The organism is Bacillus sp. OK048 (assembly GCF_900103525.1).
Classification (GTDB): Bacteria; Bacillota; Bacilli; order Bacillales; family Cytobacillaceae; genus Neobacillus.
Window position 1 is genome coordinate 122,953 of record NZ_FNHN01000010.1, and the last position, 25,536, is coordinate 148,488.

The 25,536-nt window shown below is 37.8% G+C and carries 21 protein-coding genes; 2 read left to right on the forward strand and 19 right to left on the reverse strand.

Features of this window, described 5'->3' with window-relative positions:
- Positions 1-32: 32 nt before the first annotated feature.
- From BLR86_RS18325 to dapA, 5 genes are all read right to left on the reverse strand, one after another.
- Entirely contained in the window at positions 33-1,163 is a 1,131-nt protein-coding gene (locus tag BLR86_RS18325) for a glycerate kinase family protein (protein WP_090764729.1), read from the reverse strand.
- A 107-nt stretch (positions 1,164-1,270) separates the two neighbouring features.
- A complete protein-coding gene (gene gudD, locus BLR86_RS18330; protein ID WP_090764731.1) occupies positions 1,271-2,623 on the reverse strand; it encodes a glucarate dehydratase in 1,353 nt (450 codons plus the stop codon).
- Between the two features lie 107 nt (positions 2,624-2,730).
- Positions 2,731-3,618: a 2-hydroxy-3-oxopropionate reductase gene (gene garR, locus BLR86_RS18335; RefSeq protein ID WP_090764733.1), complete on the reverse strand. Its 888-nt coding sequence runs from the start codon at positions 3,616-3,618 to the stop codon at positions 2,731-2,733.
- 148 nt (positions 3,619-3,766) lie between these two features.
- Positions 3,767-5,092, reverse strand: coding sequence for a gluconate:H+ symporter (locus BLR86_RS18340; RefSeq protein ID WP_090764736.1), 1,326 nt, complete (start codon positions 5,090-5,092; stop codon positions 3,767-3,769).
- Between the two features lie 34 nt (positions 5,093-5,126).
- A complete protein-coding gene (dapA, locus tag BLR86_RS18345; protein ID WP_175492953.1) occupies positions 5,127-6,023 on the reverse strand; it encodes a 4-hydroxy-tetrahydrodipicolinate synthase in 897 nt (298 codons plus the stop codon).
- Positions 6,024-6,596: 573 nt separating this feature from the next.
- Here dapA and BLR86_RS18350 point away from each other — a divergent pair.
- On the forward strand, positions 6,597-7,637 hold the full coding sequence (locus BLR86_RS18350; RefSeq protein ID WP_090764742.1) for a CdaR family transcriptional regulator: 1,041 nt from the start codon (positions 6,597-6,599) through the stop codon (positions 7,635-7,637).
- 51 nt (positions 7,638-7,688) lie between these two features.
- On the opposite strand, the gene BLR86_RS18355 is transcribed toward BLR86_RS18350, so the two are convergent.
- From BLR86_RS18355 to BLR86_RS18375, 5 genes are all read right to left on the reverse strand, one after another.
- Positions 7,689-9,023: a TRAP transporter large permease subunit gene (locus BLR86_RS18355; protein WP_090764745.1), complete on the reverse strand. Its 1,335-nt coding sequence runs from the start codon at positions 9,021-9,023 to the stop codon at positions 7,689-7,691.
- A gap of 194 nt (positions 9,024-9,217) precedes the next feature.
- On the reverse strand, positions 9,218-10,735 hold the full coding sequence (locus tag BLR86_RS18360; RefSeq protein WP_090764749.1) for a DHA2 family efflux MFS transporter permease subunit: 1,518 nt from the start codon (positions 10,733-10,735) through the stop codon (positions 9,218-9,220).
- A 155-nt stretch (positions 10,736-10,890) separates the two neighbouring features.
- Positions 10,891-11,877: a proline dehydrogenase family protein gene (locus tag BLR86_RS18365; protein ID WP_090764752.1), complete on the reverse strand. Its 987-nt coding sequence runs from the start codon at positions 11,875-11,877 to the stop codon at positions 10,891-10,893.
- A gap of 168 nt (positions 11,878-12,045) precedes the next feature.
- Entirely contained in the window at positions 12,046-13,188 is a 1,143-nt protein-coding gene (gene ftsZ, locus BLR86_RS18370) for a cell division protein FtsZ (protein ID WP_090764755.1), read from the reverse strand.
- A gap of 274 nt (positions 13,189-13,462) precedes the next feature.
- The gene (locus tag BLR86_RS18375) at positions 13,463-14,335 is read right to left on the reverse strand and encodes a DUF1002 domain-containing protein (protein ID WP_254782372.1); all 873 of its coding nucleotides are present in this window, start codon (positions 14,333-14,335) and stop codon (positions 13,463-13,465) included.
- 178 nt (positions 14,336-14,513) lie between these two features.
- On the opposite strand from BLR86_RS18375, the gene BLR86_RS18380 reads away from it, so the two are divergent.
- Positions 14,514-15,503: an NADPH:quinone oxidoreductase family protein gene (locus tag BLR86_RS18380; RefSeq protein WP_090764763.1), complete on the forward strand. Its 990-nt coding sequence runs from the start codon at positions 14,514-14,516 to the stop codon at positions 15,501-15,503.
- 392 nt (positions 15,504-15,895) lie between these two features.
- Here BLR86_RS18380 and BLR86_RS18385 read toward each other — a convergent pair whose 3' ends face one another.
- From BLR86_RS18385 to BLR86_RS18425, 9 genes are all read right to left on the reverse strand, one after another.
- Positions 15,896-16,663: an IclR family transcriptional regulator gene (locus tag BLR86_RS18385; protein WP_090764765.1), complete on the reverse strand. Its 768-nt coding sequence runs from the start codon at positions 16,661-16,663 to the stop codon at positions 15,896-15,898.
- 53 nt (positions 16,664-16,716) lie between these two features.
- On the reverse strand, positions 16,717-18,894 hold the full coding sequence (locus tag BLR86_RS18390; protein ID WP_090764768.1) for a malate synthase G: 2,178 nt from the start codon (positions 18,892-18,894) through the stop codon (positions 16,717-16,719).
- A gap of 17 nt (positions 18,895-18,911) precedes the next feature.
- A complete protein-coding gene (locus tag BLR86_RS18395) occupies positions 18,912-19,253 on the reverse strand; it encodes an FAD-dependent oxidoreductase (protein ID WP_139185650.1) in 342 nt (113 codons plus the stop codon).
- Positions 19,254-19,762: 509 nt separating this feature from the next.
- On the reverse strand, positions 19,763-20,956 hold the full coding sequence (locus BLR86_RS18400) for a MalY/PatB family protein (protein WP_090764774.1): 1,194 nt from the start codon (positions 20,954-20,956) through the stop codon (positions 19,763-19,765).
- 130 nt (positions 20,957-21,086) lie between these two features.
- On the reverse strand, positions 21,087-22,154 hold the full coding sequence (locus tag BLR86_RS18405) for a sulfate/molybdate ABC transporter ATP-binding protein (protein WP_090764937.1): 1,068 nt from the start codon (positions 22,152-22,154) through the stop codon (positions 21,087-21,089).
- Positions 22,155-22,204: 50 nt separating this feature from the next.
- Positions 22,205-23,059, reverse strand: a complete 855-nt coding sequence (gene cysW / locus BLR86_RS18410) for a sulfate ABC transporter permease subunit CysW (RefSeq protein ID WP_175492954.1) — start codon at positions 23,057-23,059, stop codon at positions 22,205-22,207.
- A gap of 14 nt (positions 23,060-23,073) precedes the next feature.
- On the reverse strand, positions 23,074-23,901 hold the full coding sequence (gene cysT / locus BLR86_RS18415) for a sulfate ABC transporter permease subunit CysT (protein ID WP_090764943.1): 828 nt from the start codon (positions 23,899-23,901) through the stop codon (positions 23,074-23,076).
- A 31-nt stretch (positions 23,902-23,932) separates the two neighbouring features.
- A complete protein-coding gene (locus BLR86_RS18420; RefSeq protein WP_090764776.1) occupies positions 23,933-24,991 on the reverse strand; it encodes a sulfate ABC transporter substrate-binding protein in 1,059 nt (352 codons plus the stop codon).
- 132 nt (positions 24,992-25,123) lie between these two features.
- On the reverse strand, positions 25,124-25,309 hold the full coding sequence (locus BLR86_RS18425) for a YezD family protein (RefSeq protein WP_254782370.1): 186 nt from the start codon (positions 25,307-25,309) through the stop codon (positions 25,124-25,126).
- Between the last annotated feature and the right edge of the window lie 227 nt (positions 25,310-25,536).

The window sequence follows — 25,536 nt, forward strand, 5'->3', positions numbered from 1 at the left end:
AAGCTCGACAGCCTATCTGATTAGACCATTCATTATGATAATTTTAACACTCGACAAATATTTTCCACAGCAAAGGATAAATTTTCTTCACCGGATTCCAATGCTTCATCTAAAGAAGAAACACCTTTAAGGATACCGACAATAGAAGTAAATCCATTTTCATAAAGCGGTTCTACACCTTTACCTATTTTTCCTGCAAAAGCTATCACTGGAATCGAATACTTCTTAGCAATGGAAGCAACTCCAAAAGGTGTTTTACCGAACAATGTTTGGCCATCAATGCTGCCTTCCCCAGTAAAAACATAATCTGCTCCTGCCATTCTTTCCTCGAGACCAGTATATTCGATGACTAGTTCCACGCCTTTTTTTAGGTTTGCATTCAAAAATGCCATTAATCCTGCACCAAGACCACCTGCTGCACCCGCACCTTCTGAATGAGCAATGTCTTTACCAAGATCTCTCTTGATAATTTCAGCATAATGGGCTAAGTTTTGATCTAAAAGTTGAACTACTTCTGGTGAAGCACCCTTCTGTGGTCCAAAAATGGCTGATGCGCCATTTTCTCCAATTAAAGGATTAGTTACATCACAGGCTACATCAATTTTAACATGAGCGATCCGTTTATCCAATCCACTTAAATTAATAGTAGTTAATTGATTTAATGCTCCACCGCCAAAGGTTAGTTCTTGACCGTTCTGATCTTTAAAGGAAACACCGAGGGCTTGGAGCATTCCTACTCCTCCATCATTGGTGGCACTTCCCCCAATCCCGATCAATATACGAGTCACACCCTTGTCTAATGCATTTTTAATTAATTCCCCTGTACCAAACGTAGTAGTTACTAAGGGGTTACGGTCTTCTAGTTTAATGTTTTCTAATCCACTTGCACTTGCCATTTCAATAACAGCCGTTTGCCCTTCACCTAATAGACCATATTCCGCTATCACTTTTTCACCTAATGGACCAATAACCTCTGTCTTTATTATTTCCCCATTTGTCATACTTACGAGTGATTCTACCGTTCCTTCTCCTCCGTCAGCCATAGGTACGATCACACATTCTGCATCTGGAAAAACAGAACGAATCCCTCTTTCCATTGCAAGGCCAGCTTTTTTTGCGGACATACTCTCCTTAAATGAATCAGGCGCTAATACAAACCTCATTATAATCTGTCCTTTACATTTAAAGTAACAATAACTTATCAGTTATTTACGTTTTAGCTAAATATTGGTAGTAAGAAAGGGTGACCTTACAGCCACCCTACTACTGATTATCGCACTAAGCATGGACGCTTGTTATCGAATTTCCAGCTAGGAATCAAGAACTGCATTCCTACAGAGTCATCACGAGAACCAAGTCCCATATTATTGTATAATTCGTGTGCTTTCATAATTTGCTCCATGTCAATATCAATACCCAGACCTGGCTTATCAGGAATAGTTAGGTCACCATCAACAATTTGGAATGGCTCTTTTGTTAAACGCTCAGTACCTTCTTGCCAAATCCAGTGAGTATCAATTGGAGTAATCTCACCAGGTGCCGCAGCAGCTACATGTGTAAACATTGCAAGAGAGATATCAAAGTGGTTGTTAGAGTGAGAGCCCCAAGTTAAGCCCCATTCATTACAAATTTGTGCAACACGTACAGAACCTGCCATAGTCCAGAAATGTGGATCTGCTAATGGAATATCAACAGATTGTAAGGAAACAGTATGACCCATTTGTCTCCAGTCAGTTGAAATCATATTTGTTGCAGTTGGAAGACCAGTTTGCCTTCTGAATTCAGCCATAATTTCACGACCAGAATAACCATTTTCAGCACCACATGGATCTTCTGCATATGCAAGAATACCATGCATATCTTTACAAAGCTCTACTGCTTCTTTCAATGACCAAGCTCCATTTGGATCAAGGGTAATCCTCGCTTCAGGAAAGCGTTCTTTTAAAGCTTTGATCGCTTTAATTTCTTCTTTGCCTTCAAGTACTCCGCCTTTTAATTTGAAATCATTGAAGCCATATTTCTTATGGGAAGCTTCAGCTAAGCGTACAACTGCTTCAGGTGTTAGCGCTTCTTCATGACGAATGCGGTACCACTCTTCCTCTGCATCAAGGTTACTATAATAAGGTAGATCTGTCTTATTACGATCCCCAATATAGAACAAGTATCCTAATGTTTTTACTTTATCACGCTGTTGGCCTTCTCCTAACAATGCAGCGACTGGTACATTTAGATGCTTACCTAAAAGATCTAGTAATGCCGCTTCAATTGCTGTTACAGCATGGATAGTAATACGTAAATCAAAGGTTTGCAGCCCACGTCCGCCTGCGTCACGTCCAGCAAATTCTTTTCTGACCGTATTTAAGATATTATTATAATTACCAATGGATGAACCTACTACTAATGGATTCGCATCTTCTAATGTTTTACGGATTCCTTCTCCACCTGGTACTTCTCCAACACCTGTGTTTCCATTGCTGTCTTTAAGAATAAGAATGTTTCTTGTAAAATAAGCTCCGTGTGCACCACTTAGGTTAAGAAGCATGCTGTCTCGACCTGCAACTGGGATAACGGTCATTTCCGTAACAACTGGAGTAACATTAACTAAACTCTGTACAGTATTCATTGGGATTTCTCCTATCAATTGTTTTATTAGTTAATCTTTATTTGTTTTGTAATGAACGAAATGTATTTATCGCCGTGTTCTATAATTTTCACGAATAAAGTAAATGATTAGCGTGAAACTTCAGTGTTTGCTAGTTTTTCATAGTATTTTAATAGACCGCTGTGGTCATCAAATTCATGGCCATCAACCTTTAATCCATACATCATTTCTAATACTGCTGCAGTTAACGGTAGTGGTGCGCCTACTTCATGACCAGCTTCCATTGCATTTGTTAAATCTTTGATGTGAAGATTAATACGGAAACCTGGGTTGAAGTTACGATCTAACATCATTGGTGCTTTTGCTTCAAGTACTGTACTTCCAGCTAATCCTCCACGTATCGCTTCAAAAACTGCTTCTGGATTTACACCAGCTTTTTGAGATAGAACAAATGCTTCTGAAACTGCTGCGATGTTTAAGGCTACAATTACTTGGTTCGCTAATTTTGTAACATTTCCTGCACCGATTTCTCCAACGCGAACAACAGAACCAGCCATTGCGTCTAATACTGGCTTCACTTTATTAAACACTTCTTCTTTACCGCCAACCATTACAGAAATGGTTCCGTCGATTGCTTTTGGTTCACCACCGCTAACAGGAGCATCGATCATGTCTACGCCTTTTTCAATTAATACTTTATATACTTCTTGTGAAGCAGCTGGTGCAATCGAACTCATATCGATATAAACTAATCCTTCATGCGCACCTTCGATTAATCCATTTTCACCTAATGCAACTTGCTTTACATTCGGAGAATTAGGCAGCATAGTGATAACAATATCAGCTTTTTCTGCAATTTCTTTAGGGGTATTTGCTACTTCTGCGCCTAATAATTCAAGTTCCTTCACTGCATCTTTATTAAAATCACTTACAATTAGTTGATATCCAGCCTTGATCAAGTTCTTGCTCATCGGCTTACCCATTATTCCTAATCCAATAAATCCTATTTTCGTCATTTTACGACTCACTCCTACATGAATTTTATATATATAAAAAGTAATACTGCAAATATTACCTTTACTCACAATGTCAAGTTACTAAAAATAGGGCAGTAATTTTGTCTGTAAGTTGCTTACTGCCCTATTTTCTCAAAAATTTAAGTCATTATCCGATAAACATATTTAGAAGTAAAACTCCGCCTAAACCTAGGATACCTAGCGCGGTAGTATAAGTTGTTCTAACTTTTATGGCATCCGTAACCGATAAGTTAAGGTATTCTTTAAACATCCAGAAACCTGGGTCAGTTACGTGAGAGAAAGCAACACTTCCGCATGATACAGCAAGTACCATTAATTCCATCGGTATACCTGATGCTTGAGCGATTGGCAATACCACTCCAGCTGCTGTCATAACGGCAACCGTAGCTGAGCCAAGAGCAATACGTAAGAGAGCAGCAATGAGCCAAGCAAGAATGATTGGAGACAAAGCCCAGCCTTCTGTGATCGCTTTGATATAATCTGCAATTCCGCCATCAACTAGCACTTGTTTAAATGCTCCCCCTGCTCCAATCACCAAAATGATCATAGCCATTGGCTTAACAGCATCGGAACAAGACTTCATTACATCTTTTAAAGGACGACCAATTCTTGGTCCTAGTAGCCACATAGAGATTAGGAGGCCAATTAATAATGCCGACTCTGATGCACCAATGAAACTCATAACGTGTCTGAAACCATTTTCTTCTGGTAAGAACAATGTGTTAACAGCATCGATTGCAATCAGTACTACTGGTATAAGAGCAACTAAAATACTGACTCCAAAAGATGGCATTTCTTCATCTTTAAACTGTTTGGTCGATGCCAGCCCCTCTGGAATAGTCGGATTAATTTTTTTGAAAAATGGTAGTCTAGTCCAGGTATAGGCAATTAAAGTCGCTACAGGTATAGCAATAAACAATCCGTATAATAGAGTTAATCCCATATCAGCTTCGAACACGCCCACGACTGCTGCTGGCCCCGGGTGTGGAGGGAGAAAACTATGAGTGGTAGATAACCCGATTGCCATTGGCAAAGCAATCCATAAAAGATTTAACTTCGTTTGACGAACAATAACGAATACAAGTGGAATTAATAACACAAAAGCTACCTCAAAGAACATGGTAACGCCAAGAACAAAGGCAGTAATTAAGATGGCAAGCTGAACACGTTTTATTCCCATTTTGTTTACCAAGCTAGTAGCAATCCGCTGTGCGGCACCCGCATCAGCAAGAACTGTTCCAAGCATAGCGCCTAGGCCAACAATGATAGCAGTTCCCTTTAGTTGGCCTCCTAGCCCAGCACCAATGGTACCCCAAATTTGTTCCATTGGCATTCCTACGAGAAAACCAACAAATATAGAAGTCAAGATGAGTGAGATGAACCCGTTCATTTTTAGTGGGATCATTAAAACTAGTAATAGGACAACAGCTAAAGCAACATATAATAATGGCATAGTTATTTCTTCCTTCCAAAGGGAGATAGTTTAATTAATAAATTTGATACAACTCTAAGTCTTTTAAAACGTTCTCTAAAATTAATCTACTTTCTGGGCTCATCTCAGCTGCAGGTGCTAAAGCAACCCCAACATCAATACCTACCATTCTTAATCCTTCTTTTAAGACAACAGGGAATGTTGCTTTATCAACTGCTAGTCTTAATGGAGCAAGTTTTAACTGTAATTCTAGTGATTTTTGTTGATTACCTGCTACGAATGTATTGTATATCTCTGAAACTAGCTTTGGAGCAATATTACCAGTACTTGCAATTGCACCAGATCCACCATGGCAAAGTCCTGCATAAATCAAGGTATCTCTTCCAGCTAGAACCGAGAATGTTTCACGGTCTGTTACTCTTAGATACTCAGCCATTCTTGTCATATCTCCACTGCTGTCTTTAATACCAATAATATTGTCTACTTTACTTAACTCTTCACACGTTTTAACTTCAATTTTCACTTGTGTACGGGCTTCGTTTCCATAAAGGATAACAGGTAGTTTTGTTGATTTTGCAATCGCTTTAAAATGATCTGCTAATTCACTTTGTGTCGGTGACATGAAATATGGTGTAAGAACAGATAGTGCTGAAACTCCGCCAACTTCTTCAACCATTTGTGCAGTTTGAATACAATCACGAGTGGTAATTTCGCTTGCACCACAGTAAACTGGAACTCTGCCTGCTGTATGGTCAACTGTAATTTCAACCACACGGCGTTTTTGTTCTTGTGTCAATCCGTAAATCTCGCCGCTGCTTCCTAAAATAAAAAGCCCGTGAACTCCACCTGAAATCGTGTAGTCAATTACTTTTCTTAAAGCATCTTCCATTAAGTTTCCATTTTGGTCTAACGGTGTTACTAAGGCTGGAATGACTCCATTTGGTTTAAACATGTTTGCCTCCTTCTTGATCTCCCTGATATTCCTTAGAATGCTAGTGAGTCATTGTGACATTTTTGTGAACTATTTCACATAATTGGTTTTTTTTAAAAGATTACTTTGTTGATTAGTACTATTTTCAAGTTGACAATCTAATAATAATCTTTTTTTCTTGAAATAAACCGTGAAACTTGTTACAAATTGAAGATTGTTGATGAATCAGTTTTTTGTTAAGCATACTTTTTAAATCGACCCTCTTCACACATCTATCGTAAACGGTTTCGAAGAAAATTTCTTCATTCATTTCGATAAAAATCTTTCTCGTATTTTTGGTCACTTGAACAAAATTGATTTATTTGGCCTTTCTAATAACAGGAATATCAATTTAAATCAAGTGAACAATTTGTTACGCTTTTTCATTGAGTTTCAAGTTTTCTTTGTTTAATAGTAACCGTTTACAATTTATATTGTATAATTATCTTACAAATAAATCATCGGTTAAATTGATAATATTTCCTCTCGTTTTTTGTGCAAATAAACAAATGATACGTAAAACGTATTTTTTTGTAATCCTTGGAGGTATGAAAAATGAACATCAATAAGGTATTAGCTCAAGAAATTGCTAATAAAGTAATGCAGGTAATTCCCTATAACGTGAATATCATGGATGATATCGGAAGGATCATTGGAAGCGGTGACCCAAAACGAATTGATAACTATCATCAAGGTGCTACATTAGCCATCGAACAAGAATCAATCGTATCCATCTATCACTCTGAAGGTGGAGCAAAACCCGGAGTGAACATCCCCATCTATTTTAGAAATAGAATTATTGGGGTTATTGGAATTAGCGGTGATCCTCTGGTTGTAAGTCCCTTTGCTGAATTAGTAAGAATTACAGCTGAATTACTAATAAACCAAGAATTTTTATTTAAGGAACGCCGAATTAAAGAACAAATGAAGGAAGAATTTTTATATCAATGGATTTTTCGAAATGAAGAATACGATGAAACGTTGATCAATAACGGTGAGGTTTTTGGAATAGACCTTTCTATAGAGCGAAGAGCAATCGTTATTAAAAGCACTGTAAATAAAAAAGTCCCTCTTCACGACCAAGAATTCGTATTCCGGCTTACTCCTAATCTCACTCTTTTTATTGTTCCGTGTCAAAGTGAAATCATAACTAGGATTGAAAAGAGCTTAGCAAACAATGAATACAAATTAGGGGTTGGAAATCCATATACGCAAGTCAATACGTCCGTGCATGAAGCAAAAAGAGCCATTGAGATTGCTGACAAGCTAGGAATGAATCAAATTCACTGCGACTATAAGGATCTTAAATTCATAGATTATTTAACAAACAAGGACAATTCGCTTAATGACATGAATAACTTCTATCAGGAGCTTGAAGAAAATTCTAAAGGACGAGAACTAATGGAAACACTTATCAGCTATATTACTAATAGCGGGGATATGAATGCTATTTCAAAAGAGCTTCATATTCATCGAAATAGCCTAGCCTACAGATTACAAAAAATTGAAATCCTAACCAATAAAAATCCCAAGAAATTTACAGATTTATTCGAACTTTTCACGGGATACGTTTTATATAAAATGCAAACATCGTAAAAAAAAAGCCTTCACACTAAAAAGTGAAGGCATCCATTATGTTTTCTCTGTTTAGCCAATTAGCGAAATGATTCCAATTCCAATAATAGCAATTATCGTATAATGCAAGCCATTAAAACGCAAGCCAGTCTGAACTCCAGAGATACCAGCAAACCGGCTAACCATTAGGTTTAAACCGGAAAATGGGCTAAGTCCTGTGGATATTGACCAAGTCAATAAAAGCAATAATGCAAGGCTAATATTACTAATTCCTAACTCTGCGGCGTTTAGCTGCATAGCTAAAGCTCCTACCGCTGCAATTTGGTGAATTCCGATATACGTAATACATAGCACAATTACCATAACAGCAATAGCAAATAAAAGGAAGGATTGGTGCGCTAGAGTTGTTAGAAATTCACTTATTCCATTCGCAGCTGCCGTCCCTTTCATAGCAAAGGCCAACATTCCCGCACTCATAAATAGCATGATTTCATTGTTCAACATCAATACCGTGCGATCGCGAAAGTCTACTAATCTCGGAATAAGCTCATCCCATCGTTTTGATTGAATTCCAAATAAAAGAGGGATGATAATTGAAATCAAACAAACAATGACAATCATCGACCAGTTGGTTAAATACTCGATCACTAGACAAGAACCAATTAGCAAAATGACAAAAAATATTAATTTCACGAGTTGTTTTTGATGGGTGTTTTCAATTAGTATCTTATTATCGGTTGATTGTTCTGTGAGTGGATGTCGTCTTACCCAGATCACAAATAAAAGGTTTCCAATGATTAGTGACAATAGAGAAAACCCAATTCCATAGATGATATAAGCCTTGTACGGAATGTTTAAATAATGCAAAACTAAGGAAACCGATGCAAAGTAAGGTGACCACATCACTGCCGTGGTAAAGCCAACCAAATATCCTTTTGCTGACATAGCGGATGGAAGCTTTAATTCATCTAAAAACTCATTGATAATCCTTACTGAACCCAAGTTTAATATCGGAGTGAGAAGAAATAAGGTCCCAGTAATACCTGCATACAGCTTCTTTGGCTGAAGTAATAAATTCTTTAATAAAACCGAAATTGACTGGAAAAATCCACCCAGCCTTAGTGGAATCGAAAGTAATGGAGCAAGTGTGATCAGACTAATCAATGGGAGTATTAAAAATATCCCCTCACTGATTCCTGATATACCTGTGCCTTTGTTCCACTCAATTACTAACCCTAACGTCATCATAATAATCCCAAGCAAACGTGGATATTTATCTGCTTTGAAGGCACTGCCCAAAAATGCTAGTATTGAAAGGGCAACAACAGTATATTCAAGCCACTGCATTTTTAAAAAGTATTGAACTAAAAATAACACACACATCCCAATGATGAGATAACTTCGCATGATAGTCTCTCCCCGATGATAATTTGGTATTTTTTCATTTTAATAGTAGACCGTTTACTTGCATATTACAAATATTTTTTTATCATTCTTCAATTGGTAACAATTTGCCTGGAATAAAAATAACGCGAATATGGGAACAAAAAAAGAGAAATCGCCAACAGAACGATTTCCCTTTCTTTATCCTTTAGGAAAAACTAATTTATTTTTACTTGACGACTAGCAGTATTTTCATCTGTTTTTTCTTCTGCTGGTTTGGCCCGTTTGATAAAGAAAGCAAGGATCAATGCAACACCAATAATAATAGCAGATATCAAGAAAGTATAATTGATTCCTTCTAACATTGCCTTCAAAGCAATTTGTTGTTGCATCTCCGCTAATGCGGCAGTAGTTGGCTGCTCGCTGATATTTTCCATAGCGGATTGTGTTAGCTCTTTTCCATAGGATTCAGAACGATTAGACATTAACGTAATTAATAAACCAGTGCCGATGGCAGCTGACACCTGCTGCAGAGTATTATTCATCGCAGTTCCATGTGGATAAAACCGTTTTGGCAGTTGATTTAATCCGTTCGTAGACACAGGCATAAACACCATTGACATACCAAACATTCGAATGGCGTGTAAAATCACCAAAGACATATAGGTTGTTTCAAATGATAATCTACTGAAGTAAAAAGTGGTGACTGTCGTAATAAATAAGCCGATAATGGCTAAAATACGTCCGCCAAATTTATCAAATAACCTGCCAGTAACCGGTGACATGAGCGCATTAATAATAGCTCCAGGCAATAACATTAAGCCCGCATCCATCGGGGATATCCCACGGATGGTTTGAACATATATAGGAAGAAGTAAAAAACCTGAAAACATAGCAATATTTACAATCGCTGAAATAGCCGATGATAAGGCAAACATATTATATTTAAAAATCCTGAAGTTCAGCATTGGCTGCTCTTGTTTTAATTGACGGACGATAAAACATAGCAACGAAACAACCCCGATTATGATGGTCAAATAAACTTGAGGACTGTCCCAGCCTTTACTACCTGCTGAACTAAATCCATAGAGAAGACCTCCGAAACCAATGCTCGAAAGCAAAAGTGAAAAGACATCAAGTGTAATATCAACTTTCTCTTTTTTATCTTTAAGCTTCAAGTATCCGATCAAAAGAATGACTAATGCAATAGGAGTTATGAAATGGAACAGCATTCTCCAACTATAATGTTCAATAATCCAGCCAGATAATGTTGGACCAATGGCCGGTGCAAACATCAGGATTAATCCAAACACCCCCATTGCTGTTCCCCTTTTTTCAATAGGAAAGCTAACTAGCATCACATTCATTAACAACGGCATCATGATAGCCGACCCCGAAGCTTGGACCATTCGTGCAGCTAATAGTAGAGGAAACGCATGAGCTATGCCGGCTATAACTGTTCCAGCAGTAAATAAACCCATAGCAACTAAAAATAACCGGCGCACCGTATACTTTTGAATTAGGAAGGCAGTGGAAGGAATCATAATGCCATTGACAAGCATAAATCCAGTGGTCAGCCACTGAATGGTTGATGTATCAACATCTAAGTCCTTCATCATAGAAGGTAATGCAACATTTAATAAAGTATTATTTAAGAAAGAAATAAAAGCTCCTATCATTAGGACTGCAATAATTCCGTATGGCGGCGAAGCAGTTTTTTTTATGGATTGTTCCAAGTGTGTATCCCCCTGTTGACGTCTAGTCCATATGTAATGTTTTTTCTAGCACAAACATTATCTTATCCTACTCTTTCACTAATTTCAATTTTTCACCGACTACTTAAAGGAGAAGATAAAAAAAACCCTTTTCTCGATAAAGGGTTATTTGGAACTTATCTTCGTTTCTTCTTTTTAGTCTTTTTTGTCATTCGACCCAACAAAAATGCCGCTGCGGCTACACCAATCACGGTATTAGTTTGTTTATTAAATACTTGCTTTGCTACAAGATTTAAGTTTTGCGGTCTTTCAGCCAAACGTCTCATAAAATATCCATACCAGTCATTTCCGAATGGAACGTAGGTACAGAAGTTATAGCCTTCATTTGCTAATCTTAATTGAAGCTCTTTTCTAAAACCATAGAGCATTTGGAACTCAAACTGCTCATTCGGAATGTTCTTCCGTTTTACAAATTCCTTCACATGATTGATAATCATGTGATCATGTGTGGCGATGGAAGTAAATTTGCCGTTTAATAAATGCCATTCGATAAGCTTGATAAAGTTTTTATCAATGTCATTTTTATTTTGGTAAGCGCATTCATTTGATTCCTTATAAGCCCCTTTTACTATTCGTAAACGATAATTTTTATATTTTTCAAGGTATTCATCTGCACGGAGCAAATAGGCTTGAATTACGGTCCCAACATTGTCATATTCAATAGAAAGTTCATCCAATAAATCAAAAGTAGGCCGAAGATGACCTGAGTCTTCCATGTCAATATTAATGAAAATACTATAGTTGTTAGCTCGATCAACAATTTCTCTTAAATTGCTTAAGCAAACGCTATATTCGATATCCAAACCTAACTGTGTAGGCTTTAAAGAGATGTGAGCATCAACTTTATGTTCACGAATCGCTTCTATTACCTTAAGAATTTGTTCTTTTGCTTCTGTCGCTTCTTCTTCTTTACAAACGAATTCTCCTAAGTTATCAACGGTACAAGAAATTCCATGTGCATTTAACTCTTTAATACTTTTCATTACTTCATCAATATTTGTACCGGCAACAACACTTTGTGCACCCATTTTTAAACCATACTTCTTTGCAGCACTATTCAGAAACTGGTTTTTAGATAGATTCATAAAAATATCTTTCAACATAGCGATTGCTCCTTGCTATTGTAATTTCACTATTATTTTAGCATAAAAGCTTCAAATTCTCCTGAAAGTTTTGAAATAATTGCCGAAAATCAGAAAATAAATGACCTTGATATCAAAGTAAAAAAAAAGACTGCTAAGAGTCCTCTCGGCAGCCTGTCTTGGTTATCTTTATCTTCTATTACGATTACGTAGGAAGGTCGGAATATCAAGCGTATCTTCTGTTTGCTGTCTAGGTCTATCCTGATTATGACTAGAAACTTCAGATACACTCTGTTCGCGTCTTGTAATTCCCTGCGACTGTGGTCTTGTATCTAGATCCCTGTTAGGACCAGCTGATTTCTTTGCAGAAGAAAGCTCTGTTTCAGAAAAACCAGTTGCAATCACGGTAATCATAATTTCATCTTTATAGTTTTCATTAATGATAGAACCAAAGATCATATTTAAATCTTTGTCTGCTGCAGACGAAACAATATCTGCAGCTTCTTGCACTTCATAGAGACTTAAATTACTGCCGCCAGTGATGTTCATAAGGACACCTTGGGCGCCATCAATTGAAGTTTCTAATAGGGGACTTGAAATTGCCTTTTTTGCCGCTTCTACGGCACGGTCTTTTCCTTTTGCAAGACCAATACCCATTAGTGCAGTTCCTTGATTGGACATAATTGTTTTTACATCTGCAAAATCGAGGTTGATTAATCCAGGTACCGCGATTAAATCAGAAATACCTTGAACACCCTGACGAAGCACATTATCAGCTTCACGGAATGCTTGAATCATCGGTGTCTTTTTATCAACGATTTGCAGTAAACGATCATTGGGAACAATAATTAGTGTGTCCACGGCTTGGCGCATTAAATCAATTCCAGCAGCTGCATTGGTTGCACGTTTACGACCTTCAAAACCAAACGGACGTGTCACCACTCCAATGGTCAATGCACCCAGCTCACGAGAAATTTGCGCAATGGCAGGTGCTGCTCCAGTCCCAGTTCCTCCGCCCATACCAGCAGTAACAAAAACCATATCTGCCCCTTTTAAGACGTCTTGAAGCTGCTTTTTACTTTCCTCAACGGCATTTCTCCCAACCTCGGGATTTGCTCCTGCACCTAGCCCTCTTGTTAAGTTTGCACCAATTTGCATTTTGATTTCAGCTTTTGATAGTTTTAGGGCTTGAGCATCTGTATTAACGGCAATAAATTCAACACCTTGAACACCATCTTCTATCATCCGGTTTACAGCGTTATTTCCCCCACCGCCAACACCTATAACTTTAATTCTTGCTACTGAATCTATGTCCATTTCAAAATCCCACATGATCTATTTCCTCCTGCTCCCGCAAAATCCATTGCCTCATTAATCGAAAAATTCTAATGAGTCTTTTTATCTCAGAAGCTATTAGCAGATTTTTTACGATATAGTAAATAATAATCTAACTAACGCATATTTTTTTGAATTTTGTCGAAACTTTTTTCCTTAAATTCTATTTTAACAAAAAACTGGAGATTTTTATATAGTCCTGTGGTCACTCCTCGTCATTTATCAATAATTTTTTTAAATAAAGGCTCATTTTGCAAAACTGATCCTAAAATTATGCAAAAATACTTTTAATACTTTCTATTAATTCTCTAAAGAAGTCCGCTACTTTTTGTAAAAAGTTCTTGTCGCCGACTGCTTCCTCAATCCGTTGCTTAATATCTTGAGTTAGATTTTCGAGCTGCGATTTAACATTATCAAAATTAATATTTAAATTTCTCATTTTTTCAAACAAGTCTAATAAGAGTTGGCGATCTTCAGCACTTAGACTGATTTTTAACGTCTTTAACTTTTCATCAATCAGTGCAGCTAGTTCTTCTTTCGTTGCTGGTTTTTGTTGAGCGATTTCCTTTTTGATTTCTGTTAAAAGCTCACTAACTTTATCTTGATCAAGGCCATCTTTTTTCGCCAAGTCAGTTGCCAAGTTTAATTCTTCATTGGCAACCTCTGTTCGCTCCAAATTTAGGGTTGCACCTTCACCTTCATCGTAGGCTTTATAAATTCCTACTAATGCAGAGTGCCCACTGACTTTTACTGGTGAAGCAACATCCACCACAGCATCCTGAATTCCTGCCGTCAGCAGGGCATTGGCATACATCTCATCAGTAACCTCAGTAATATTTTCCGGAGTGACTTGATTGATAATTAGCCCCTCGCCTGAATCCTTCCTAGTAATTTTTGCGGAGGAATACATATTAGAGTGGCGATCGCCTTTTATATACTTAACTAGATCTTGACCAGAAACAGTGATCTCTTTCACTTTGCTACTGTCTGTAACTTTTAATAACTTTCGCACTTCATCCTTTTGAGCACTAGATAATGCTTCACCGAACACAACAATTGGCAGTCCGAACTTTTCGTTGATGCTCTCTTCTTTATTACCATTACTATCGGCAAAAGCCTTACTTGTACTACTTGCCATTACCATCAATGCAAAAATAATAGCAAATGCAGTCCATTTAAATAAGTGTTTCATAAACATCTCTCCTTATCTACGTTTTATCCTGCAGCAAACATGAACATCACTACAGCTTTGAGTTCTATCCTTCTATAATAATGTAGTATGATGAAAATGGATATTATTAAATTTTAAGGAGGTTATTTTATTGAGTGGGGATTTCAAAGCTTTAGTCGTTGATAAGATGGAAACAGATTTTACGGTTGGGATTAAAAATATTACGTTTGATGATTTATCTGCGGGCGAGGTTTTAATTAAAGTGGCTTATTCTAGCATAAATTACAAAGACGGCTTAGCCAGTATTCCTGAAGGTAAAATCGTAAGATCCTATCCTTTTGTTCCTGGAATTGATTTAGCTGGTGTAGTCGTATCATCGGAGGACCCCCGTTTTGTCGAAGGTGATAATGTCATTGCCACCAGCTATGAAATTGGCGTATCCCATTTTGGTGGTTTCAGTGAATATGCTCGAATTCCAGCTGATTGGATATTACCATTACCAGAAAATCTTTCACTAAAAGAAGCAATGGTATATGGAACTGCAGGTTTTACTGCAGCCCTATCTGTTCAGAGACTCGAAGAAAATGGGCTTACTCCTGAAAAGGGTAAGGTGTTAGTAACTGGAGCTACTGGTGGAGTAGGAAGCATCGCTGTTGCTATCCTGGCAAAAAGAGGCTATGAGGTAGTCGCAAGCACAGGTAAAGAAAGTGAACATGATTATTTACATAATATCGGTGCAAAAGAAGTTGTTTCTAGAGAAGCAGTCTTTAACGGAAAGATCAAAGCGCTAGACAAACAATTATGGGCGGGTGCGGTGGATCCCGTTGGCGGAGAATCCCTAGCGGCTATTTTAAGTAAAATCGAATCCAATGGTTCTGTAGCCGTCAGCGGATTAACAGGTGGCGGAAATGTTCCTACGACAGTATTTCCCTTCATCCTTCGTGGCATTAATCTTCTTGGGATTGATTCTGTGTATTGTCCAATGGAAGTCCGAAAGCCACTATGGGAACGCATGGCTAGTGATTTCAAACCGGATGTCCTAGATTTGATTATCAAAGAAATAAGGTTAGAAGAGTTACCACAAACTTTACCTATCATATTACAAGGGCATGCTAGAGGTCGATTCATTGTAAAAATTTAATGGGAAAAGCTGCAAATCACTATGATAAGATTTGCGGCTTTTTTTTAATTAGAACAAGAATCAAATGCCTCTTCTGATTTCATCTGGCCTAGTTTTTCACCTTGAAAGGGAATCACATACCTTCTCTGATTCCCTCTTCCCTGTTTTTTACCTTGAACGGGAATCAGATACCTCCTCTGATACCCTCTTGCCTGTTTTTTTACCTTGAATGGGAATCAGATACCTCCTCTGATTCCCTCTTGCCTGTTTTTTTATCTTGAACGGGAATCAGATTCCTTCTCTGATTCCCTCTTCCCTCGTTTTTCACCTTGTACGGGAATCACATTCCTATCTCGATGGTGACTTGTAACTTACAACTAAAACAACTATTAATCTCATTTCTAACCCGTTTTTTATCTAACATGTCCTAATCTCGTTGATATCTCCTGGCTTGTTTCTATCATAATGGGACCGAGTTGATTTAACCGCTCAGTGGTCATCCGTGTGGTTGGTCCTGATATACTCACAGCGGCAACCACATTTCCTAAATGATCAAAAACGGGTGCAGCGATACAGGTAATACCATACTCATTTTCTTCTAAGTCTAACGCGTAACCCCTTTGCCTTATTTGTTTAAGTTCCCGCAGGAATTCTTCCGTAGAAGTAATGGTATGGTCTGTATGATAGGGCATCCCTTTTCTGTCAAGGATGCCTAGAACATCACTTTCAGGTAAATGGGAAAGTATCGCTTTCCCTACGGATGTGCAATGCATCGGAGCTCTTTTTCCAACCTTTGAATGGGTTCTTAATGTTTCATTACCTTCTAATTTCTCGATATAGACTACTTCTCCCTGGTCATAAACAACGAGATGAATGACTTCATTCGTCTTATTTTCTAGTTCTTGGAGAAACGATTTCGCTTCGGTTCTTAAATCAATTGATTCTAACAGCTTCGAGCTAATCTCCAGAAACTTATAGCCAAGCTTGTATTTCCCTGTTTCACGATCCTGTTCGATATAGCCATATTGAACAAGTGTTGAAAGGGTTCGGAATACTGAGCTTTTATTAATATCCATTTGGTTAGCAATCTCTGTAACGCCCAGTCCGCCTTTTTTCATTCCCACTAGTCCAATAATATCAAGTGCCCTGCTTACCGACTTTACCACATTTTCTCTTTGCATCCTTGCTCACCTCTTTGTCAAGGCATAATGTAATGCCCTGACCACATCATTAATTAGGATCTAACTGAAAGTTTTGCTTTCGCTTCAAGACGGCGGCTATGCAAGGTTGGTTCAGTATATCCATTAGGCTGGTCATAGCCCTTAAATACTAGATCACACGCAGCCTGGAAGGCAACAGATTCATCAAATTCTGGAGTCATAGGTCTGTATGCAGGATCCCCAGCATTTTGTTCATCCACTACTTTCGCCATTCGTTCCATTGTTTCTATCACTTGTTCCTTCTTGCAAATTCCATGGTGCAGCCAGTTAGCAACATGTTGACTGGCAATACGAAGAGTGGCTCTATCTTCCATAAGTGCAATATTATTAATATCAGGTACCTTTGAGCAACCTATTCCCTGTTCAACCCACCTTACCACATAACCCAATATCCCTTGAGCATTATTATCAAGCTCTGCTTGGATTTCTTCTTGACTCCAATTCGTATTTTCGGCAACAGGAATTTGTAATATATCATCACATAAATCAGTAATGTTTCCTAAAAGATTATTTTGTACTTCCTTCACATTTACTTGATGGTAATGCAGAGCGTGAAGGGTTGCAGCCGTTGGAGATGGAACCCATGCTGTATTTCCTCCAGCCAACAAATGTCCTATTTTTTGCTCGAGCATGCCCTTCATCAAATCAGGCATGGCCCACATTCCTTTACCGATTTGTGCTCTTTCTTGGAAGCCTGTAGAAAGACCATTGTTCACATTAGATTTTTCATAGCTTTGCAACCAAAGTGTAGATTTCATTTCATTTTTACGAATCATCGCACCTGCCTCCATTGACGTGTGCATTTCATCGCCCGTACGGTCAAGGAATCCCGTGTTAATGAAGACGACACGCTGCTGTACTTCCCGAATACAGGCTTTTAGATTTAATGATGTTCGGCGTTCCTCATCCATAACACCTATTTTTAATGTATTTCTGGTTAATCCTAGTAAATCTTCTGTCTGATTAAATAGCTCATTGGCAAATGCTGCTTCCTCTGGACCGTGCATTTTCGGCTTTACGATATAAATGGAGCCTTTTTCGGAATTTTTGAAGGTCGTGTTTCCAATGATAGAATGTTTTGCACACAGAGAGGTAACAACAGCATCGATGATTCCCTCTTGAACCTCATTGCCATTTCCATCAAGGATTGCATTGTTGCTCATTAGATGACCGACATTTCGAACTAGCATTAAAGCGCGTCCAGGCAAGGTAAATCCACTTCCAATAGGTGACACATATTGACGGTCTAGATTGAGAGTTCGTGTCAATGTTTTCCCACCTTTTGTAAAAGTTGCAGTAAGATTGCCTTTATTTAAGCCTAACCAATTGCGATATATAAGAACCTTATCCTGGGCATCAACTGCTGCAACAGAGTCTTCGCAATCCATAATCGATGTAAGCGCGGATTCTAGGAGAATATCTTTTACACCTGCAGCATCTGTTTTTCCAATTGGATGGCTGTGGTCAATTTGGATTTCAAAATAGTTATCATTATTTTTCAATAGGACAGCAAATGGCTGGGTTGGTTCACCTTGATACCCAGCAAATTTATCTTCATTTTTCAAACGAGCTTGATCCCCATTACGTAAGGTTACCACTAAACTTCCTTGGTCAATCGTATAGCTTACAGCCTCTTTATGTGACCCAACCTGCAAAGGAACACTCTGGTCAAGGAATTCTCTAGCAAAGGCGATGACTTTCTCCCCACGTACAGGATTATATCCACCTTGTGCCTTGGCACCACCCGCATCACTAATAACATCAGTGCCATATAAGGCGTCATACAAACTACCCCACCGGGCATTGGCTGCATTAATCGCATAGCGGGCATTATCAACAGGTACGACTAATTGAGGACCTGCTTTACATGCGATTTCATCATCTACTCCTTCTGTAGAAATGTTAAAATCCACAGGATCTGGCAGCAGATAGCCAATTTCCTCTAAATAAGCTTTGTATCTATCAAATTTGAAATCTTTATTTTCCCGATGCCATCTATTAATTTTTGTTTGCAATTCATCCCTTTTAGTAAGTAATTCCTTATTTCTTGGAGTCAAATCCTTGATGATTTTTTCAAACCCCGTCCAAAACTTATCCTGATTCACTTGACTTCCTGGCAATGCTTCAGAATTAATAAATTCATATAATTCACTTGCTACCTGTAAAATTCCTACATTTACATAATTACTCATTATAAATTCCTCCCTAATTATTGTTCCAAATCACGTAACAGCGTTCTCTCTTTTTTAACTTCAACACAGTGCCCTGGAGTCGGAAAAAGTTTTCCTGCATTCAGGAGATTATCAGGGTTAATTGTCCCGCCACCCATGATAGTAACACTGTGTTTATTTGTATTGGCATATTCTAAAATAGATGAAATTTCCTGTTCTGTTTTTGGAAAAATAGTTACTCTGCCATAATTCCCAAGTGCATGTTCTTCATGGTCATCTTCTTCGTTAATTTGTAATTCCTTAAGAAAAACCTTTAATTCAGATAGACTTTTGCCAGTAATCAAACACATCACCTCAATTTGTTGCGTAATAACAAACAACGTTTCTGTTTTATTGTAAAAAAATCTGCCAATCCATTTCTCTTTAATTTTATTTTCCTCTCGCTAAATTGTCAATCTATTTAGAAAATTTTAACAATACCATAGAAGCCCCCTTTATTTATTGGGGGCAACAAAAAAATTTTACTTATTTGTTTTCAAATCCTCTTAAATTCGTGACAATGTTTCTCCTATCGAGTCATGAATGACATATGAATTCTTGCTCATGTCATAGGGCGAGTCACCTTTATTGATAATAATCAAAGGAGTACCTTCTCTCCTGTATTGTGGGAATGTTGAGAATGGGGTAACCTTCAAACTCGTTCCTAATACCAAAAGTAAATCAGCTTGATTGATGATGTTAATGATTTCATTGAAACCATCAATGGTAAACCATTCACCGGCATCTCCAAATAATTAGGCATATCAACTTGTGTAATGCCTGCTATAATATTGCTAGCATTTTGCTATCGGACAGTATTTCTCTCCATCCGCCAGTAAAACTAATTTTCCTATTTTAAATCTTCAAATTCCCTAGCAATTCTTTCAAATGCTTCTTTAATCATTGGTCTTGGTGACGGAATACAGATTCTTTGGTGGTGTAGGCCTTCTTCGCCAAACATCTTTCCATCTTCAAGTAAAACATTTGCTTTGTTATAAATCCGATCATGTACTTCTTCTGGAGTTAAACCATATCCGCTAAAGTCCATCCACATAATATAGGTGCCTTCAGGAATCCTTACCTTTACTTTTGGCATATTTTCAGCAAGGAAGTTTACTGCCCAATCCATGGTGTCGTCGATATACTCTTTTAGCTGCTCTAACCAATCTTCCCCCTCATGGTAAACTGCAAGTAATGCTGAAACAGTAAATGGTGAAGGCAAATGCATGCCCATTACACTATTGAATGTCTTTCGGAGCTCTGGACTTGTGATAATCACATTCGTACAATGAAGCCCAGCGACATTAAAAGTTTTGTTAATAGCTGTAAACGTAATAATATGATCAGCGTGCTCATGCGCTGCTTTTGCGATCGGAATAAAGGTTTGATTTCGTCTAATTATATCTCCATGAATCTCATCAGCTATAATTACTACATTATTTTCTACACAGATTTCAGCCAGTTTCCTAAGATCTTCTTTATTAAAAACTCTTCCAGTTGGATTATGCGGATTACATAAAATAAACATTTTCGTTTTTTCTTCTTTTGCCTTCACTTCAAAATCCGCAAAATCAATCGAATAGTTGCCATCTTCATCACAAATAAGCGAATTATTTAAAAGTGTCCTGCCGTTTGCCTCGATGGACGACGTAAAAGGAGGATAGACGGGTCGTTGGATAATGACACCATCACCTGGTTGTGTAAATGCCCGTACTGCCACATTCAACGCATGGACTGTACCAGGACTATAAATGATTTCATCCTTCTTGAACTCCCATTTATGTCTCTTTTTAAACCAATGTTGTACTGTTTCAAAATACTCATCCGGAAATACGGTATACCCAAAAATTCGATGATCAACAGTCTTATGTAATGCGTCTATCAAAGGTTGGGGCACTGGTAAATCCATGTCCGCCGTAAATAACGGAATCGTCTCTTCATCGTACCGCTCAGTAAGACCCATTGCTTTAATGAGATCTCCCCCATCCCATTTTACCGAATAGGTCCCCCTGCGATTTACAATTTCATCAAAATTATATTTCATGTGTTTATCTGTCCTTCCAATAGATAATTCCAATCTCTGTATACTTACTTTATTGATAATTCTATTATAACGTACATCTCCCAAATAATTAAAAAAGCGCCAGGATTTCCTAGCACCATTTCATTTCCTTTTATATTAATTTGCTTTTTAACGCAGTTCTAATACTGCTATTTTCTGCCTCTGTAATTTCTTGTGCTGAACATTTGTCAAATACTATGATATTTTTTAATTCAGCATACAGAATATCCCCTTTTTTTACAGGTCCCAAATTTTGATACTGATAAATGCTCATTTCTGCTTCAAATCGTTCATTGGTATCAAGTCGTCTTAACTCGATTCTAACTGTTGATCCAATAATATGAATGTGGGAAACCTCTGATCCAATACTGTTCCCTTGTGAGATTTTTCGCAAAATAATCTCATGCGGCCTGATATAGTTAATTCTCCCTTCGAAATCTTGTGAATCTTTGAATTCATTTACCCGCCCTAAAAAGCTATAAACAAAGGCATTTGCTGGCTTTTGATAAACCTCCACTGGAGAGCCAATTTGTTCAATTTTACCTTGATTCATTAACACTACCGTATCAGCCATTTCAAGCGCTTCTTCCTGGTCATGGGTAACAAATATAGTTGTTATGTTTAGCTTTTGATGAATTTCTCGTAACCAGTGCCGCAATTCCTGACGAACCTTTGCATCCAATGCCCCAAATGGTTCATCTAAGAGCAGGATATCTGGCTCAACCGCAAGCGCTCTTGCTAAAGCAATCCGCTGTCTTTGTCCCCCGGAAAGCTGTGAAGGATAGCGGGATGCAAGATGTTCTAATTGTACGAGCTTTAACAACTCAATCACTTTGTCAGCTATTACACTTTTAGTTGGGCGTGTTTTGCGTGACTTTACCTTTAGTCCAAATGCGATATTTTCAAAAATCGTCATATGCTTAAATAATGCATAATTCTGAAACACAAATCCTATATTCCGTTCTTTTATCGATTTATTGGTGTAGTCTGTCTCATTGAAAAAAATATTTCCGGAATCCAATCCCTCTAAGCCTGCTATCATCCTAAGGAGAGTGGTTTTACCTGAACCTGACGGCCCTAAAAGGGCAACAAAATCACCACTTGGAATTTCTAGATTTACATTTCTGACAGCTGCAAATGTTCCAAATGCCTTAGAAACTTCCTTAATCGTTATCCCCATATCAATAATCCCCCATTGCAAAGACAAATTATCTTTAAAATTGTTCTTTTTTAATGTTTTTTTGTTTTCCATTCTACGAGGCTCTTTAAAATTAATGTCAATATTGCAAGAAGTGCAAGTAAGGAAGCTACTGCAAAAGCTGCAGAGAAATTGTATTCGTTATACAAAATTTCAACATGAAGCGGGATCGTATTTGTTAATCCTCTAATGTGGCCGGACACAACCGAAACTGCTCCGAATTCACCCATGGCACGTGCATTACAAAGAATGACACCATACAATAATCCCCATTTAATATTTGGTAACGTGACACGAAAAAACATTTCCCATCCACTCGCACCCAAGGTGATCGCTGCCTGTTCTTCCTCTGTTCCTTGTTCCTGCATGATTGGCAATAATTCTCTAACCACAAATGGAAAGGTTACAAAAATGGTGGCAAGGACAATTCCTGGTACTCCAAAAATAATCTTAATATTATTTGCCTCTAAAAGTGGTCCCAGCAATCCTTGGGAGCCGAACAAAAGCACAAAAACGAGTCCAGCAATTACCGGAGAAACAGCAAATGGGATATCAATTAACGTGATTAATATATTTTTACCCTTGAAGTCAAACTTAGCGATAGCCCATGCAGCAAATACTCCGAAAATTGTATTCACAGGAATCGTAATCGCAGCAGTTATCACCGTTAATTTAATTGCTGATAAGGCATCCCTTTCTGTCAAGGAAGCAAAGTATAGCTCGATTCCTTTCTTTAACGCTTCCGTGAAAACAGCGATTAATGGCACAAGTATAAATATTCCTAAAAAGCCGAGGGCAATCGTGATCAACAGCCATTTCTTTAATAAAACAGGCTGGGAATTGGCTTTTATCCTTTTTGCATGTATGTTGGTTTCTCGAACAATCATATTCCCCGATCTCCCTAGCTTACTTGATATTTTTTGGATGTTTTCCATTGCCAAAAATTGATTGCAAATAATAAAATGAATGAAAATAAAAGCATGACGACAGCGATCGCCGCAGCACCGGCATAATTAAATTGCTCTAATTTGGTAATGATAAGCAGTGGAACAATTTCTGTTTTCATTGGCATATTGCCAGAGATAAAAACGACCGATCCATATTCCCCTAATGCCCGTGCAAACGCAAGCGCAAAACCTGTTAGAATGGCTGGAAAAATAGCTGGGAAAATAATTTTTGCAAATATCTGTACAGAATTAGCACCAAGTGTTGCAGCAGCCTCTTCATATTGCTTATCTAAATCTTGCAAAACTGGCTGGACAGACCTTACAACGAAGGGAAGACCGATAAACGTTAAGGCAATCATAATACCGAATGGTGTAAAAGCAACCTTAATCCCAATTGCTTCGAAGTATTGCCCTATCCATCCATTTGGGGCATAGATCGTTGTAAGGGCAATACCAGCCACCGCGGTCGGAAGAGCAAAAGGCAAATCAACTAGTGCATCAACAATCCTTTTTCCATAAAATTCGTATCTTACTAGAACCCAAGCAATAAGTGTCCCGAAAATAGCGTTAACTAGAGCCGCAATCAAGGATGTATTAATCGTCAATTTATAGGAAGCTACGACTCTTGTCTCGGTAACAGTTTCCCAAAATTCTGCCAGGCTGATCGTAGACGCTTTTAAAAATAGGACTGCAATCGGTATCATGATGATTAAACTAAGATATATAAGTGTGTACCCCATGGAAAGACCAAATCCTGGCAAAACCCGATGTTGCTTTTTCATAATAGACACGGTACCGCTCTCCTTTTATCCCTTACGGTTTGTATATCTCATCAAATACGCCGCCATCGTCAAAATGAGTTTTTTGGGCATTTTTCCAACCGTCAAATACTTCATCAATGGTAAATAGGTTGATTTTTGGGAATTGGTCTTCATACTTTTTCGCTACCGCCTCAGTTCGTGGTCGGTAATAGTTCTTTGCAGCAATTTCCTGCCCTTCATCTGTATACAGATAGTCAAGGTACGCCTTTGCCACCTCTTCTGTTCCATGTTTTTTAGCTGTTTTATCGACAACCGTGACGGGTGGCTCTGCAAGGATACTAATGGACGGATTAATAATTTCAAATTTATCCTTTCCTAACTCATTTAAAGCTAAGTAAGCCTCATTTTCCCATGCAAGTAATACATCACCAATGCCTCTTTCAACAAACGTTGTTGTCGAACCTCGTGCACCAGAATCTAAGACTGGAACATTTTTAAAGAGTTTGGTTACAAATTCTTTTGCCTTATCTTCATTATTGTTATTTTGTTTTAGAGCATATCCCCATGCAGCCAAATAATTCCATCGAGCACCACCAGATGTTTTTGGATTAGGTGTGATGACAGAAACTCCTTGTTTCACTAAATCATCCCAGTCTTTAATGCCTTTTGGATTCCCTTTTCTAACAAGAAATACAATGGTTGAAGTGTATGGCGAACTATTGTGATCAAGTTTCGTTTGCCAATCCTCTGACAATTTACCAGCTTGGGCAATGGCATCAATATCGTAGGCTAGAGCCAAAGTCACAACATCCGCTTCAAGTCCATCAATAACGGAACGAGACTGCTTTCCAGAGCCTCCATGAGATTGATTGATCGTTACTTTTTGACCGTTTTCTTTTTCCCAATAAGCAGCAAAGCTTTGGTTAAATTCTTCGTAAAATTCTCTAGTTGGATCATATGATACATTTAATAGCTCAACTTCTTTTTTCACTTCTTTTTTTGTTCCAGCAGCCTCTGTTTCTTTTTCCTTTGTTGAACTTTGATTTGCACACCCGGCAAGCCAAAAGAGTAAAGTTAGAGAAAATAATATTAACCAAATTTTTTTCGACATTGTATTTAGCCCCTTTTTTAGTAGTTTTATAGGCTTTTTTGTATAAAAAAAGCCCAATAGTTTTATGAACGTACATAGTTTATGTACGATTTACTACAGGGCCTTCGGGTGTCCGATCGGCAATTTTTTATTTTAAGTCCTACTTTTTGTTGTGCTTGGTGTTTTACTTTGTAGCGGTAACCGGTGCTTTTCCAAACGGTCGATTTGGGTGATTTGTGAATCGTGGACGGTAATTTGAACCGTTCCATATTCTAAACCTTCCAATAAATTAGCTATTTTTTCCATCACCTGCTGATTCAAACGCCCTTTTAAAGACAAAGAAATCCTCTCCTTCTAGTTTGGAAAAATTAATTCCGATTAACTCCATAGGATTACTATATCATATAATAGTGGGTATTATCTAAAAAATCAATATATTTTTAAAAAAAAAATTAAAAATATCTTAGAGGATGTTTCTTATAAATAGTTGTTCAAAATTACTAACTCAAACATACTCGTCCTCACTATGGGAATAGTACAACTATATACATATTTTCGGGAGGTAA

Coding starts and splice junctions, on each gene's coding strand:
- BLR86_RS18325 (WP_090764729.1), bottom strand. CDS start 1,163: ATGAGGTTTGTATTAGCGCCTGATTCATTTAAGGAGAGTATGTCCGCA.
- gudD (WP_090764731.1), bottom strand. CDS start 2,623: ATGAATACTGTACAGAGTTTAGTTAATGTTACTCCAGTTGTTACGGAA.
- garR (WP_090764733.1), bottom strand. CDS start 3,618: ATGACGAAAATAGGATTTATTGGATTAGGAATAATGGGTAAGCCGATG.
- BLR86_RS18340 (WP_090764736.1), bottom strand. CDS start 5,092: ATGCCATTATTATATGTTGCTTTAGCTGTTGTCCTATTACTAGTTTTA.
- dapA (WP_175492953.1), bottom strand. CDS start 6,023: ATGTTTAAACCAAATGGAGTCATTCCAGCCTTAGTAACACCGTTAGAC.
- BLR86_RS18350 (WP_090764742.1), top strand. CDS start 6,597: ATGAACATCAATAAGGTATTAGCTCAAGAAATTGCTAATAAAGTAATG.
- BLR86_RS18355 (WP_090764745.1), bottom strand. CDS start 9,023: ATGCGAAGTTATCTCATCATTGGGATGTGTGTGTTATTTTTAGTTCAA.
- BLR86_RS18365 (WP_090764752.1), bottom strand. CDS start 11,877: ATGTTGAAAGATATTTTTATGAATCTATCTAAAAACCAGTTTCTGAAT.
- ftsZ (WP_090764755.1), bottom strand. CDS start 13,188: ATGTGGGATTTTGAAATGGACATAGATTCAGTAGCAAGAATTAAAGTT.
- BLR86_RS18375 (WP_254782372.1), bottom strand. CDS start 14,335: ATGGTAATGGCAAGTAGTACAAGTAAGGCTTTTGCCGATAGTAATGGT.
- BLR86_RS18385 (WP_090764765.1), bottom strand. CDS start 16,663: ATGCAAAGAGAAAATGTGGTAAAGTCGGTAAGCAGGGCACTTGATATT.
- BLR86_RS18390 (WP_090764768.1), bottom strand. CDS start 18,894: ATGAGTAATTATGTAAATGTAGGAATTTTACAGGTAGCAAGTGAATTA.
- BLR86_RS18400 (WP_090764774.1), bottom strand. CDS start 20,956: ATGAAATATAATTTTGATGAAATTGTAAATCGCAGGGGGACCTATTCG.
- BLR86_RS18405 (WP_090764937.1), bottom strand. CDS start 22,154: ATGGGGATAACGATTAAGGAAGTTTCTAAGGCATTTGGAACATTTGCA.
- cysW (WP_175492954.1), bottom strand. CDS start 23,059: ATGATTGTTCGAGAAACCAACATACATGCAAAAAGGATAAAAGCCAAT.
- cysT (WP_090764943.1), bottom strand. CDS start 23,901: ATGAAAAAGCAACATCGGGTTTTGCCAGGATTTGGTCTTTCCATGGGG.
- BLR86_RS18420 (WP_090764776.1), bottom strand. CDS start 24,991: ATGTCGAAAAAAATTTGGTTAATATTATTTTCTCTAACTTTACTCTTT.